The following is a 13,269-nucleotide window of genomic DNA, read 5'->3' as shown; positions in this document are numbered from 1 at the left end:
AGGTGCGAAGGAGAGCGTTTGACAGCTCACTACCGAGCAGACCTGCAGCTTCCAGCGTTTTTGAGCGATGTTCAGACGATGCTGGCAAGTGAAACGCTGGCTGGCGCTCATCATGTGGCGACGGGGTTGGCGGGGGATCAAGCGCAACAGTTGATGCAGCAGGCGGGAAGTGCATTTGAGGGCGGAATTGCATTGGCATCGTGGCTCGCTTTCGGCCTGGCGCTCGTAGCGATTCTGATCGCCTGGCATACGTTGCGGCTGCCAAAAATTCAACCGGCAGAAAGCCATTAATCAAATGCTAACGGTAGAACCTCCCGGTATTGCCCGTCCCCGTGCAGTAGAGACTTGCTCAATAAGCGTCTGCGGGTATGCTGATCGCCTGCCGAGGAGATAGAAATGGCCTACGATTTTGACCTTTATGTGATTGGTGCCGGTTCCGGCGGTGTGCGGGCTGCGCGTTTTGCTGCCGGGTTCGGTGCGAAAGTGGCGGTGGCCGAGAGCCGTTATCTGGGCGGTACCTGCGTCAACGTCGGTTGCGTACCGAAAAAACTGTTGGTGTACGGCGCCCATTTTGCCGAAGACTTCGAACAGTCCTCGGGTTTTGGCTGGAATCTGGGCGAGGCGGATTTCGATTGGGCCACGCTGATTGCCAACAAGGATCGCGAGATCACTCGCCTGAACGGCATTTATCGCAATCTGCTGGTCAACAGCGGCGTGACCCTGCATGAGGCTCACGCGAAAATCGTTGGTCCGCACGAAGTCGAGGTCAATGGCGAGCGATACACCGCGAAGAATATTCTGATCGCCACCGGTGGCTGGCCGCAGATCCCCGAGATTCCGGGGCATGAGCATGCGATCAGCTCGAACCAGGCGTTCTTCCTCAAAGAGCTGCCCAAGCGTGTACTGGTCGTCGGTGGCGGTTACATCGCCGTCGAATTTGCCGGAATCTTCCATGGTCTGGGCGCCAACACGACGTTGCTGTATCGCGGCGATCTGTTCCTGCGCGGTTTTGACGGTTCGGTACGTAACCATCTCAAGGAAGAGCTGACCAAGCGCGGCATGGATCTGCAGTTCAATGCCGATATCGAGCGGATCGACAAGCAGGCGGATGGCAGCCTGAAAGCGACCCTCAGGGATGGTCGCGTGCTGGAGGCCGATTGCGTGTTCTACGCCACCGGCCGACGTCCGATGCTGGACAACCTGGGGCTGGAAAACACTGATGTGCAGCTCGACGACAAAGGCTTCATCAAGGTCGATGAACAATATCAGACCACTGAGCCATCAATTCTGGCGTTGGGCGATGTCATCGGTCGTGTGCAGTTGACGCCGGTGGCGCTGGCTGAAGGCATGGCGGTGGCGCGGCGTCTGTTCAAGCCTGAGCAATACCGCCCGGTGGACTACAAGATGATCCCGACGGCAGTGTTCAGTCTGCCGAATATCGGCACCGTCGGCCTGACCGAAGAAGAGGCCCGGGAAGCGGGTCACGACGTGGTGATCTACGAAAGCCGTTTCCGCCCGATGAAGCTGACCCTGACGGACTGCCAGGAGCGCACACTGATGAAGCTGGTGGTCGATGGCAAATCTGACAAGGTGCTGGGCTGTCACATGGTTGGTCCGGATGCCGGCGAGATCGTGCAGGGGCTGGCAATTGCGTTGAAGGCTGGCGCCACCAAGCGTGACTTCGACGACACCATCGGGGTGCACCCGACGGCGGCCGAAGAGTTTGTCACGATGCGTACGCCGGTCGGCATTTAAGTCTTTTTCGGTTCTGCTGCGTCTGGCGCTGCCGCAATGGTGGTAGCCAGGCGCAGGCTGTCTTGCACCTTGGTCAATTCCTTTTCCAATGACTGATTGAGCTGCGACTGCTCGTCGACGCTCTGCTTGAGCGTCTGGCTCTCCAGCAGCGCCACGCGCAGGCGTTCCTGGAGGAGGGTGCGCTCGCTGTCGACACGCGTCGCTTGCTCCAGCAATTGATCCTGACGCTGATTGCTGTGCTTGAGCTGATCCTGCATCAGGCTCAGTTCGCGCACGGTGCCGCGATTCTCGGTCAGCAGGCGTTCGTTGTCGCGGTGCAGCTGGGTGATCTCGTCCTGACGTACAAGTGCGCTTTGCTGCGCCTGGCGCAACTCCATCTGCAACTGCTGAACCTGAGTTTCGTGACGGCTTTGCTCCTGCTCGCGCTGTTCCTTGATGGCGTTGCGGTAGTGCTCAAGCGCATCGCGGGCGTGCAGGTGTTTTTCTTCCAGCGAGCGGATCTGCTCGTCCTTGTCCTGCAGGCGCAATTCAAAATCTGCCAGCGCCTGATTCAGTCCTGCATTGCGGGTCTGCTCGGTCTGCAGCATCGAGCGGGTATCGCTCAGCGCTTCGGATTCTTTGGCCAGCGCGGCAGCCTGAATGTCGTGCTTCTTCTCCAGTTGCGCATGATCCTGACGAAGCTGATTCAGCTCGTCCTCCAGTGCCTGACGCTGTTGCTCGTACTGCTCGCGAGCCTGGTCAATCGGCTCCTGTGCCTGTTCTTTCAGGCGTTGCGCCAAGCGCGTGACGAGGGCGAGGAGTTCGTCATCGACAGGTTCTGCCGACGGATCGGCCGGTTCGCTGCCGTCATCCAGCTCCTTCAGATAACGATGAATCGTGGTTTTGGAACCCGTATTGCCCAGCTCGATGCGTACTGCGTCGATGCTGGGGTGTTCGCCACGGGCGAGGATCGCTGCGCGCGCGATCTGGACTACTGCTTTGTTAACGCCGCCACGGGCCATATGTGCTCCTACGATTACGTACTGTGGTACATGCCACCAAAGTACGCAGTGTACCACGCCGAAAATAAAGTTAAATGTTTCAAGATGAACGGGCGGGATATACTGGTATTACCCCGTGTGAAGCGCCAGAATCCGCTTTTCAATCTTCAAATCAGTACATCTGCGAGAAATCAGCCCATGAGCGATATCGATCGCTATCTGCAAGCCGCCACCCGTGACAACACCCGCCGCAGCTATCGTGCGGCCGTCGAGCACTTTGAAACGGTATGGGGAGGGTTTCTGCCCGCGACGGCTGACAGCGTCGCGCGCTACCTGGTGGCTCACGCGGGTGTGCTGTCGGTCAATACGCTGAAGCTGCGTTTGTCGGCACTCGCGCAGTGGCATAACAGTCAGGGGTTCGCTGATCCCACCAAGTCGCCGGTGGTGCGCAAAGTGTTCAAGGGCATCCGCGCGCTGCATCCCGCGCGGGAAAAACAGGCCGAGCCGTTACAACTGCAGGATCTTGAGCAGACCGTTGCCTGGCTAGAGCAGGAAATGAAAGAGGCGCGAGAAAATCAGGACCGGCCGTTGCTACTCAGAGCCTGTCGGGATCGAGCGTTGATTCTTCTGGGCTTCTGGCGCGGCTTTCGCAGTGATGAGTTGTGCCGGGTGCAAATCGAGCATGTCCAGGCCCACGCCGGTAGCGGCATCACCCTGTACTTGCCGCGCAGCAAGGGCGATCGGGAGAATCTCGGTCAGACCTATCAGGCGCCTGCATTGCTGAAGCTGTGCCCGGTGCAGGCCTACATCGACTGGATCACCGAAGCAGCATTGGTGCGGGGCCCGGTGTTTCGCGCCGTCGACCGCTGGGGCAATCTGAGCGAGGAGGGCTTGCACGCCAACAGTGTGATTCCGTTGTTGCGTCAGGCCCTGGAGCGCGCGGGGATCTCTGCCGAACGCTATAGCAGCCACTCACTGCGGCGCGGCTTTGCAACGTGGGCGCATCAAAGTGGCTGGGACCTCAAATCGCTGATGAGTTACGTCGGCTGGAAGGATATGAAGTCCGCCATGCGCTATGTTGAAGCGAGCCCTTTTCACGGGATGGCCCGGGTTACGGATAAGCCGCTGTCGCCATAGATATCGTTTTCTTCTATTAATAACCTCAGCTAATAGCGAAAACAAATCAGCAGCATCAGGTTTGCCAATGAGCCATCCGTCGAGTGAGTGGGTAGGATTCACCCATCGAATTCACAACCCTGACGGAGAGTCATCAATGCCTATCATCAACAGCCAAGTAAAACCGTTCAAAGCTACCGCGTTCAAAAACGGCGACTTCGTACAAGTCTCGGACGCTGACCTGAAAGGCAAATGGTCCGTAGTGTTCTTCTACCCGGCCGACTTCACCTTCGTTTGCCCAACCGAGCTGGAAGACCTGGCTGACAACTACGCTGCCTTCCAGAAACTGGGCGTAGAGATCTACAGCGTTTCGACCGACACCCACTTTGCCCATGCTGCCTGGCACAACACTTCGCCAGCCATCGGCAAAATCCAGTACACCATGATCGGCGACCCGACTCAGGTGATCTCCCGCAACTTCGACGTGCTGATCGAAGAAGCTGGTCTGGCGGATCGTGGCACCTTCGTGATCAACCCTGAAGGCCAGATCAAAATCGTTGAACTGAACGATGGCGGCGTTGGCCGTGACGCTTCCGAGCTGCTGCGCAAGATCAAGGCTGCTCAGTACGTTGCTGCACACCCAGGCGAAGTTTGCCCAGCCAAGTGGAAAGAAGGCGAGGCCACTCTGGCTCCGTCCCTGGACCTGGTCGGCAAGATCTAAGTCTGTGACACGCAATGCAGGGCGGAACTCCGCACCTACCTAAGTAAGCTGCACCGCCCAATAGAAAAGCCCGGGCGAGATTCGCTCGGGCTTTTTTTCGCCTCAAATAAAGTCAGGAGATCGCCCGTATGTTGGACGCCAATCTTAAAGCCCAGTTGAAATCGTACCTGGAACGGGTCACCCAGCCGATCGAGATCGTTGCTTCACTCGACGACGGTGCGAAATCCCGTGAAATGCTCGACCTGCTGAAAGACGTTGCCAGTCTTTCGCATCAGATTACTTTGATTGACAGCGGCGACGATGCACGCAAACCGTCGTTCTCGATCAACCGTCCCGGTGCCGACATCAGCCTGCGTTTCGCCGGCATCCCGATGGGCCATGAATTCACTTCGCTGGTGCTGGCCCTGCTGCAAGTCGGCGGCCACCCTTCGAAGGCCAGTGTCGAAGTGATCGAGCAGATCCGCTCGCTCAAGGGTGAGTTCAACTTCGAGACTTACTTCTCGCTGTCCTGCCAGAACTGCCCGGACGTGGTTCAGGCGCTGAACCTGATGGCCGTGCTGAACCCGAACATCCGCCACGTCGCCATCGACGGCGCGCTGTTCCAGGACGAAGTCAATGATCGCAAGATCATGGCCGTGCCAAGCATTTACCTGAATGGCGAAAACTTCGGCCAGGGCCGCATGGGCCTGGAAGAAATCCTCGCCAAACTCGATACCGGCGCCATCGAGCGTCAGGCCGAGAAAATCAGCGCCAAGCAAGCCTTTGATGTGCTGGTGGTCGGCGGTGGCCCGGCCGGTGCGTCGGCAGCGATCTATGCCGCACGTAAAGGCATTCGCACCGGTGTTGCGGCCGAGCGCTTCGGCGGTCAGGTGCTGGACACCATGGCCATCGAGAACTTCATTTCCGTGCAGGAAACCGAAGGCCCGAAACTGGCGACCGCGCTGGAAGAGCACGTCAAGCAGTACGACGTCGACATCATGAATCTGCAGCGCGCCGACAAGCTGATCCCGGGCAAGCATGGCGAGCTGCATGAAGTCCACTTCGCCAGCGGCGCGACCCTCAAGGCCAAGAGCGTGATTCTGGCGACAGGTGCGCGGTGGCGTGAAATGAACGTGCCGGGCGAGCAGGAATACCGCAACAAAGGCGTGGCGTACTGCCCGCACTGCGACGGTCCGCTGTTCAAAGGCAAGCGTGTGGCGGTGATTGGCGGCGGTAACTCCGGCGTCGAAGCGGCCATCGATCTGGCTGGCATCGTGTCCCACGTCACCTTGCTCGAGTTCGATGTACAACTGCGTGCCGACGCTGTGTTGCAACGCAAGCTGCACAGCCTGCCGAACGTCACCGTGATCACCAGTGCGTTGACCACTGAAGTCACTGGCGATGGCCAGAAGGTCAACGGTCTGCGCTACAAGGATCGCAATACTGACGAACTGCGCTCGGTCGAGCTGGAAGGGATCTTCGTGCAGATCGGTTTGCTGCCCAATACCGACTGGCTCAAAGGCACCATCGAGCTGTCGCCGCGCGGCGAGATCATCGTCGACAACCGCGGTGAAACCTCGATCCCCGGCATCTTTGCCGCCGGTGACGTGACCACCGTGCCGTACAAGCAGATCGTGATTGCGGTGGGCGAGGGCGCCAAGGCTTCCCTCAGCGCTTTCGATCACCTGATCCGCACTTCGGCTCCGGCGTAATCCCGGGCCTGAAAAAGAAAAACCCCATCAGCGATGATGGGGTTTTTTCGTTGCGCGGTGCTTTCTACCCAGGTTCAGCTTTACAGCGGCGCTGGCTGGATGATCTCGACCCAGTAACCATCCGGATCCTTGATGAACGCCAGGCTTTTCATGCGGCCATCGGTCAGGCGCTTCTGGAAGTCGCAGCCCAGTTCTTCAAAGCGTGCACAAGCCGCGACGATGTCCGGGACCGAAATGCAGATGTGGCCGAAACCGCGCGGGTCAGTGTTGCCATTGTGGTAGGCGAAATCGGCATCGCTTTCGGTGCCGTGGTTGTGGGTCAGTTCCAGGATGCCGGGGATCGACTTCATCCACTCGGTACGCGCAGCGGCATCGGTCGGGATCTGCGACTTGTCGACCAATGCGAGGAAGTACAGGCTGAATTCCGCTTCCGGGAAATCACGCTTCTCTACCAGCGAGAAGCCCAGTACACGGGTGTAGAAGTCCAGCGACTTGGTAATGTCCTTGACGCGCAGCATGGTGTGGTTGAACACAAAGTTGCGGGTTGCGCTGTCCGGGGTGGCGGTCACGCCAGGGAAGGTGTTCAGTTCTTGCAGGCTCATGAGCCCTCCGTAACAAATTGGGGCGAGTGAATGGGCGCAATGATACGCATGCGTTGCGGCATCGCCAAACCGAAAGCGCGGGCTTGCCCTGCGAGCGGGCGAGCCTCAGACTTTATGGTTCAATCTGCGAGTGCCTCTGGTAATGATCCGACCGTTCAAATCGCTGTTCGTTTTCTTCGGCTTGTCCCTCGTTGCCATTGCAGCCCTGGCCGACGCTCCGAGCATTACCTGGCCGTCCGGCTGGCAAGTTGAAGCGTTGCCCGACACAACGCCGGAAGTTACCCGTCAGCGGGCGGCGAAGACCGACGCCGATGGTAATCAGGTGATGGTGATGGAGTTGACGATGACGCGTGTGGAGACAGGTCATCAGGTCAATCTGCAAGGCGTGTTGCTGGAGATGCGCAAGTCGGTGCAGAAGGACTTTTTCCAAGGGGGCTACCAGAGTGTCTGCAACAAGGTTCATCCCAGTACGCTGGGTTCATTGGCAGCGCTTGAAACCACTTGTACTGTCACCGAGAACGGACGTCATGTGTTGTCGCAAACACTGGTCGCCGCAGTAGAGGCGGACAAGGCGTATGTACTTTCGTATGCCGGGCAAGCCGACGTTTACAAGGCCAGCGCGGATGAAATTGCGAGCGCAAGAAACAGCCTGAAATTTTAATCGGCTGTTCGCTGGCCAACGGGTTTCCAGATACCGAAAGTAATTAAATACAAAGTTGTTCGCCTGGCAGGTGCGCAACATCCGGAAGCATAGTTTCAGCGTGCGACGGAGATTTTGCTCCCAACTTTTTCAACAAGAAAATGTTGCATTTGTTAAATATTGTCCAAAAAAAAGCCCTGCATTTGCAGGGCTTTTATGTTTGCCAGGGATTAACCGCGCAACCAGGAATCAACGGTGGCTGCACCGTATTGTTCCTTCCAGGCCTTCAGGCCGCGATGGTTGCCACCCTTGGTCTCGATCAGCTCGCCGGTGTGCGGGTTCTGATAGACCTTGACCACGCGAGCGCGGCGGGTTTTAGGTGCCGAGGCCTGTTGCAGGCCGGATTTTGCCGGATTCGGATCGAGGATGGCGATGATGTCTTTCAGGCCTTTGCCGTAGGTTTTCATCAGCCCCTGGAGCTTTTCTTCGAATTCGATTTCTTTCTTGAGCCCGGCATCGTTCTTCAGCGATTCCAGCTGCTTGAGCTGTTCCTGAAGGGCCTTTTCAGCTGCACGAAATTCAGCGAGTCTGGACAATATCTTTACTCCAATAGTGTGTTTGGCTGATACCAACCGCAAACAAAGCTATAAGCCAAGAGCCTTGAAGCGACTCGGTGATAGTGGCTCACCTGCCAGTCTTGCAACAGGTAAGAAAAATTGTAGTAGTTAATGCGACGAGAGTAAATCCTGACTTTTTCTTTATGTAAAAAACGGCGATGTCTTGAATCAATTTCGTGCGCGCTGTCGGCAAGCCCGGATTTATCAGGCCAAGTTAATGGTGAGTTAATGCGTCAATGAAGTCTATGGCAGAAACGGGCTTGCCGAACAGGTAGCCTTGCAGAAAGTTGACGTGATGCGCCGCCAGGTAATCGCACTGGGCTTGTGTCTCTACACCCTCGGCCACAGTTCCCAGATCCAGTTTGGCGCATAGCTCGATGATGCTGTCCAGAATGTGTCGTGACAGGGCATCTTTATCGATCATGGCGACGAACGTCTGGTCGATCTTGAGGAAGTCGACATTGAGTGTTCTCAGGTAACCCAGGCTCGAATGACCGGTGCCGAAGTCGTCGATGGCGATCTTTACGCCCATGGCGCGCAGTTGCTCAAACAGTTGATGGGTGATGTCGGTGGGCTCGATCAGTTCCCGCTCCGTCAACTCAAGTACCAGGCTGACACTATCGGGCGCGAATGCCGCCAGGAACTCCCGACAGTCTTCCACCAATTCAAGATCGTGGCAGTGGCTGGCTGTAATGTTGATTCCGATGTGGAAGGGGGCTTCGAAGGAAGAAGACAGCGGCCCGAGCACGACAGCGGTCTGCTGCATCAATGAACGGGTCATCGGCACGATCAGCCCGGAATGTTCGGCAAACGGTATGAACAGGTCCGGACGTACCAGGCCTTCTCTGGGATGATTCCAGCGCATCAGTACTTCGCAGCCCGACCAGCGTTTGCTGTCGCCATAGACCACCGGTTGAAAGTAGGGAATGAACTCTCCGGCCTCCAGCGCGCGCAGCATTTCGTGACTGGGGGATGTTGCGCGGTTCTGCACGACATAACCGATTGCTCCGGATACCGCCCCGAAGAAAATCAACAGACTGAACAGCGGCGGATATTCGTCGCTCATGTAGTTCCAGATTTCATTCTCAGGGAAACCGGCGCTCACCGTGTAGGCATAGTGTGGAGAGTTCAACGTACTCTGGGCCACCGGCAACTCGGGAAGGGCGCCTTGATGCACCTTGCCGTCGGCTGAAAGCCAGTTGTTGCCGACCTGCAGCAATAACAATGTCTGCCGGCCGATCAGGCGCAGGATATTGCTCAAGTGATAGCCGTCCAGCGTCGTGAGGGCGCCGCCCCGGCCATCGTTCAGTCGATACACCAGCAGCGCCGTATCCGGCGTAACCGGGTTGCCGTTCATGAGCCATAACTTGCCTTGGGTGTAGTCCCCCGGATTGACGGCTTCCTTGAAATCACCGAACAACGAACTGCAATAGAGGTTGTTGTCCCACACCAGATTGGTCGAGCGCACGAACGGGCGGCGGGTGACCTGTTCGCGCAGTGCCAGTTTGACGTTCTCGCAGGGCTGGCCAGCCAGCGGCAGCAACTCCCGGGCGGACTGGGCGGTATTGTCGAGCATCAGATCAAACTGGCGCAAAGCTTCCTCGGCGGTTTGTCGGGAACTCTGCTCCAGCGTTCGTTCGGCCTGTATATGAAGAATGACGGTGCCGATGATGAGCGGCAGCAAGCCGCACAACAGTGTCACGATGATTCGGGTACTGCGTTTGCGGCGGGGCCTGACGGTCAGAGGCATGGGCGCATCCTGTTGCGATGGTGTGGGGCTCTCGACTGCAGGCGGGGCAAGGGTGCACCTTCCGGAAAGCGATGGGGCTGTGCCCATGATAGTTGGCCGTTGGAACTCGTGCCGCTCAGCGGTAATCCAGCGTTGTTGCCAATTTGATGAATGCCAGGGTCGCGGGTGAAGCCTGGCGTTTATCGAGTACGGCCAGACCGATGTGTCGTTGCACGGCCGGTGACAATGGCTTCTTCACATAGCGCGGATCCGGCTCGTCCGGGAGGGAACCTTCGGCAACGATCGTGATGGCGTCGCCCCGGCTCACGGTATCGAGGGTGCTCAGCAGTTGCGAGCACCGGTAGCGGATATTCGGGCTCAGCCTTGCCGCGTTGAACAGTCGCGATACCAGTTCCGAAGAGCCGGCTTCGGTGAGTACGAACGGGTCGCTGCACAGATCGTTCAGGCTCAGTGCCGCCTGCGTGGCCAGAGGATGGTCGAGCGGGAGCAGGGCGACCATCCGATCTTCCATCAGGGCGAACGTATCGAAGCGTTCTTCCGGCAACACCACGAAACCGATATCGATCCGTCGTGCATCAAGCCACTGGAGCACCTGGCGGTCCGGCCCTTCGTCGATGTGAACCTCGATGCCCGGGTGCACCTGGCGGAAATGCCGGAGGATTCGCGGCAGCAACCTGATCGATGAGGTCGGGCCGAACGAGCCGATGCGCAAGGTGCCGCTTTTCAGCCCGCGCGCGTCGGCGGCTTCCTGGCGCAACGTGTTGGCCAGCCCGAGCATGGCCCGCGCGCGCAACAGCAACTGCTCGCCAATGTCGCTGAGTTCCACTTGCGATTGATGCCGGCGAAATAAATCGACACCCAGTTCCTGCTCCAGCGACTTCAAGGCGTGGGATACCGCCGATTGCGAGATCCCCAGGCGATGGGCCGCGAGGGTGAAGCCGCGCAGTTCGGCCACCAGCGAAAAGATTTCGAGCTGGGTCAAGGTCATGAGTAAAAGCTCATTTTACGATGATCAATAATGACTCGAATGATACGGCATCCGCCCGTTGAGTCGTTGAGAGCGTTATGAATAGTCATGAATCAATCCGTCCGGAGACCTCGGACATGCCCGTCTATCTGAATCTGGCCATGGTCACCATGATCTGGGGCGGGACCTGGGTCGCCGGGCGCATGCTGGCCGGCAGCCTGAGCCCGATCCTTGCGGCCAGCCTTCGATTCCTGCTGGCCAGCGTCGCGTTGCTCGGATTTCTGTGGCTGGCGCGAATTCCTTTTGCGCGACCCACCGGCCGGCAATGGCTGCAACTGGTGTCGCTGGGTTTCTTCGGGATCTTCTTCTACAACCTGTGCTTCTTTTACGGCTTGCAATACATCAATGCGTCGCGGGCATCGCTCATCGTCGCGTTGAATCCGGCGGTGATCGGTCTGGCGTCATGGCTCTTGTTCAAGGAGCAAATGAGTCGATCCAAAATCATCGGCGTTCTGGTGTGTATCGGCGGCGCCGGTGTGGTGATCGTCAGCCGTGATCCACAATGGCTGACTACGCCGCCAGACGCCTGGCTGGGTGATCTGCTGATTTTCGGCTGCGTAATCGGCTGGGGCGTTTATTCGCTTTTTTCCCGCAGCCTTAATCACAGCATCGGCCCGTTGCAGACCGTTACGTTTTCGATCGTACTCGGTACGCTGATGCTTTGGGTGCTGGCTGCCATTCACGGTGAGGTGAGCGTGCAACCGGTGGCCAATCTGGGCACGACGCAATGGCTGAGCCTGATCTACCTGGGCGTACTCGGCTCGGCGGTGGCCTACATCGGTTACTACGACGGTATCCGCAAATTGGGTGCAACTCGCTCTGGCGTGTTCATCGCGCTCAACCCGCTGACTGCCGTGCTGGCCGGTGCCATCCTGCTGGGTGAACCAGTGACGATCCCCATGGGGCTGGGCGGCGCACTGATCCTGACGGGCATTTACCTGTGCAACAAACCCCTTGCACCGGGCCGAAAAAAGCGGATTTTATAGAGAGGGCAGACAACCCTATTTACGCTGTGTAGAATCGGGTTACGCATACAATAATAATCGTCTTCTGGCAGCAGAAGCCTCGCCCGCAAGAGCCTTGGGTCGACAATGAAGATATTCGGGTTTCAACTGATCTACGGTGACTTCCTCGCCCGCAGTGTGCGTGGCATCTCCTGTGCGCCACCCACCGGTCTCAGCATTACTGACAAATAACTCTGGTTAATTGATAAGAATGATGAGGCGCCAACCATGGCAGATTTATACGAAAACCCAATGGGCCTGATGGGCTTCGAGTTCATCGAGTTCGCATCGCCGACGCCTGGCACCCTGGAGCCGATCTTCGAGATCATGGGCTTCACCAAGGTCGCGACCCACCGTTCCAAGAACGTGCATCTGTATCGCCAGGGCGCGATCAACCTGATCCTCAACAACGAACCCCACAGCGTTGCTTCGTACTTCGCGGCCGAACACGGCCCGTCCGTTTGCGGCATGGCGTTCCGGGTCAAGGATTCGCAAAAGGCCTACAACCGCGCACTGGAACTCGGCGCCCAGCCGATCCACATCGAAACCGGTCCGATGGAACTGAACCTGCCGGCGATCAAGGGCATTGGCGGCGCGCCGCTGTACCTGATCGACCGTTTCGGCGAAGGCAGCTCGATCTATGACATCGACTTCGTGTTCCTCGAAGGCGTTGACCGCAACCCGGTCGGTGCCGGCCTGAAAATCATCGACCACCTGACCCACAACGTGTATCGCGGTCGCATGGCCTACTGGGCCAACTTCTACGAGAAGCTGTTCAACTTCCGCGAGATCCGTTACTTCGACATCAAGGGCGAGTACACCGGCCTGACCTCGAAAGCGATGACCGCTCCGGACGGCATGATCCGCATCCCGCTCAACGAAGAATCGTCGAAGGGCGCCGGGCAGATCGAAGAGTTCCTCATGCAGTTCAACGGCGAAGGCATCCAGCATGTGGCGTTCCTCACCGACGATCTGGTCAAGACCTGGGATCAGCTGAAGAAAATCGGCATGCGCTTCATGACCGCGCCGCCGGACACCTACTACGAAATGCTCGAAGGCCGTCTGCCGAACCACGGCGAACCGGTCGATCAGTTGCAATCGCGCGGCATCCTGCTCGATGGTGCGTCGGATAAAGAAGACAAGCGTCTGCTGCTGCAGATCTTCTCGGAAACCCTGATGGGCCCGGTGTTCTTCGAATTCATCCAGCGCAAGGGCGATGATGGTTTCGGCGAAGGCAACTTCAAGGCACTGTTCGAATCGATCGAGCGTGACCAGGTGCGTCGTGGCGTTCTCGCTACTGAATAATTAGCTGCACCGATAAAAAATGTGGGAGCGGGCTTGCTCGCGAAAGCAATCGTTCATTCAA

At 57.9% G+C, this 13,269-nt stretch carries 13 protein-coding genes; 8 read left to right on the top strand and 5 right to left on the bottom strand.

Annotated elements, in window-relative coordinates; genetic code table 11:
• Positions 1 to 18 precede the first annotated feature (18 nt).
• Positions 19 to 291 (top strand): hypothetical protein, encoded by a 273-nt coding sequence (locus ACSPX5_RS10220; protein WP_439821611.1) that lies wholly within the window; start codon positions 19 to 21, stop codon positions 289 to 291.
• Positions 292 to 396: 105 nt separating this feature from the next.
• The gene (gorA, locus tag ACSPX5_RS10215; RefSeq protein WP_439821610.1) at positions 397 to 1,755 is read left to right on the top strand and encodes a glutathione-disulfide reductase; all 1,359 of its coding nucleotides are present in this window, start codon (positions 397 to 399) and stop codon (positions 1,753 to 1,755) included.
• On the opposite strand, the gene ACSPX5_RS10210 is transcribed toward gorA, so the two are convergent.
• Complete coding sequence (locus ACSPX5_RS10210; protein WP_439821609.1) at positions 1,752 to 2,756, bottom strand: DNA-binding protein; 1,005 nt, start codon at positions 2,754 to 2,756, stop codon at positions 1,752 to 1,754. The two genes, gorA and ACSPX5_RS10210, sit on opposite strands and share 4 nt — an antisense overlap.
• A gap of 177 nt (positions 2,757 to 2,933) precedes the next feature.
• Between ACSPX5_RS10210 and ACSPX5_RS10205 the strand changes: the two genes are divergently transcribed.
• From ACSPX5_RS10205 to ahpF, 3 genes are all read left to right on the top strand, one after another.
• Positions 2,934 to 3,872, top strand: coding sequence for a site-specific integrase (locus ACSPX5_RS10205; protein ID WP_439821608.1), 939 nt, complete (start codon positions 2,934 to 2,936; stop codon positions 3,870 to 3,872).
• 136 nt (positions 3,873 to 4,008) lie between these two features.
• Positions 4,009 to 4,572, top strand: coding sequence for an alkyl hydroperoxide reductase subunit C (gene ahpC / locus ACSPX5_RS10200; RefSeq protein ID WP_007958941.1), 564 nt, complete (start codon positions 4,009 to 4,011; stop codon positions 4,570 to 4,572).
• Between the two features lie 128 nt (positions 4,573 to 4,700).
• The gene (gene ahpF / locus ACSPX5_RS10195) at positions 4,701 to 6,263 is read left to right on the top strand and encodes an alkyl hydroperoxide reductase subunit F (RefSeq protein ID WP_169430541.1); all 1,563 of its coding nucleotides are present in this window, start codon (positions 4,701 to 4,703) and stop codon (positions 6,261 to 6,263) included.
• An 80-nt stretch (positions 6,264 to 6,343) separates the two neighbouring features.
• Here the strand turns inward: ahpF and gloA are convergent, their stop codons facing one another.
• A complete protein-coding gene (gene gloA, locus ACSPX5_RS10190; protein WP_439821607.1) occupies positions 6,344 to 6,865 on the bottom strand; it encodes a lactoylglutathione lyase in 522 nt (173 codons plus the stop codon).
• A gap of 142 nt (positions 6,866 to 7,007) precedes the next feature.
• On the opposite strand from gloA, the gene ACSPX5_RS10185 reads away from it, so the two are divergent.
• Entirely contained in the window at positions 7,008 to 7,526 is a 519-nt protein-coding gene (locus ACSPX5_RS10185) for a DUF4946 domain-containing protein (RefSeq protein ID WP_169430539.1), read from the top strand.
• Positions 7,527 to 7,735: 209 nt separating this feature from the next.
• Here the strand turns inward: ACSPX5_RS10185 and ACSPX5_RS10180 are convergent, their stop codons facing one another.
• The 3 genes from ACSPX5_RS10180 to ACSPX5_RS10170 all read right to left on the bottom strand — a co-directional run bounded on the left by ACSPX5_RS10180 (position 7,736) and on the right by ACSPX5_RS10170 (position 10,860).
• Positions 7,736 to 8,101: a histone-like nucleoid-structuring protein, MvaT/MvaU family gene (locus ACSPX5_RS10180; protein WP_169430538.1), complete on the bottom strand. Its 366-nt coding sequence runs from the start codon at positions 8,099 to 8,101 to the stop codon at positions 7,736 to 7,738.
• Positions 8,102 to 8,336: 235 nt separating this feature from the next.
• Complete coding sequence (locus ACSPX5_RS10175; protein WP_439821606.1) at positions 8,337 to 9,872, bottom strand: EAL domain-containing protein; 1,536 nt, start codon at positions 9,870 to 9,872, stop codon at positions 8,337 to 8,339.
• 115 nt (positions 9,873 to 9,987) lie between these two features.
• Positions 9,988 to 10,860: a LysR family transcriptional regulator gene (locus tag ACSPX5_RS10170; RefSeq protein ID WP_169430537.1), complete on the bottom strand. Its 873-nt coding sequence runs from the start codon at positions 10,858 to 10,860 to the stop codon at positions 9,988 to 9,990.
• Positions 10,861 to 10,937: 77 nt separating this feature from the next.
• On the opposite strand from ACSPX5_RS10170, the gene ACSPX5_RS10165 reads away from it, so the two are divergent.
• Both ACSPX5_RS10165 and hppD read left to right on the top strand, forming a co-directional pair.
• Positions 10,938 to 11,885, top strand: a complete 948-nt coding sequence (locus tag ACSPX5_RS10165; protein WP_439821605.1) for a DMT family transporter — start codon at positions 10,938 to 10,940, stop codon at positions 11,883 to 11,885.
• Positions 11,886 to 12,131: 246 nt separating this feature from the next.
• Positions 12,132 to 13,208, top strand: a complete 1,077-nt coding sequence (gene hppD, locus ACSPX5_RS10160; RefSeq protein WP_007958955.1) for a 4-hydroxyphenylpyruvate dioxygenase — start codon at positions 12,132 to 12,134, stop codon at positions 13,206 to 13,208.
• Positions 13,209 to 13,269 lie beyond the last annotated feature (61 nt).

The organism is Pseudomonas sp. HLG18 (assembly GCF_051903985.1).
Taxonomy (GTDB): Bacteria; Pseudomonadota; Gammaproteobacteria; order Pseudomonadales; family Pseudomonadaceae; genus Aquipseudomonas; species Aquipseudomonas fluorescens_BT.
The sequence above is the reverse complement of the archived record's forward strand: the minus strand, read 5'-3'. Positions and strand labels throughout refer to the sequence as shown.

Coding starts and splice junctions, on each gene's coding strand:
- ACSPX5_RS10170 (WP_169430537.1), bottom strand. CDS start 10,860: ATGACCTTGACCCAGCTCGAAATCTTTTCGCTGGTGGCCGAACTGCGC.
- ahpC (WP_007958941.1), top strand. CDS start 4,009: ATGCCTATCATCAACAGCCAAGTAAAACCGTTCAAAGCTACCGCGTTC.
- ACSPX5_RS10210 (WP_439821609.1), bottom strand. CDS start 2,756: ATGGCCCGTGGCGGCGTTAACAAAGCAGTAGTCCAGATCGCGCGCGCA.
- ACSPX5_RS10185 (WP_169430539.1), top strand. CDS start 7,008: ATGATCCGACCGTTCAAATCGCTGTTCGTTTTCTTCGGCTTGTCCCTC.
- ACSPX5_RS10175 (WP_439821606.1), bottom strand. CDS start 9,872: ATGCCTCTGACCGTCAGGCCCCGCCGCAAACGCAGTACCCGAATCATC.
- hppD (WP_007958955.1), top strand. CDS start 12,132: ATGGCAGATTTATACGAAAACCCAATGGGCCTGATGGGCTTCGAGTTC.
- gorA (WP_439821610.1), top strand. CDS start 397: ATGGCCTACGATTTTGACCTTTATGTGATTGGTGCCGGTTCCGGCGGT.
- ahpF (WP_169430541.1), top strand. CDS start 4,701: ATGTTGGACGCCAATCTTAAAGCCCAGTTGAAATCGTACCTGGAACGG.
- ACSPX5_RS10165 (WP_439821605.1), top strand. CDS start 10,938: ATGAATAGTCATGAATCAATCCGTCCGGAGACCTCGGACATGCCCGTC.
- gloA (WP_439821607.1), bottom strand. CDS start 6,865: ATGAGCCTGCAAGAACTGAACACCTTCCCTGGCGTGACCGCCACCCCG.
- ACSPX5_RS10205 (WP_439821608.1), top strand. CDS start 2,934: ATGAGCGATATCGATCGCTATCTGCAAGCCGCCACCCGTGACAACACC.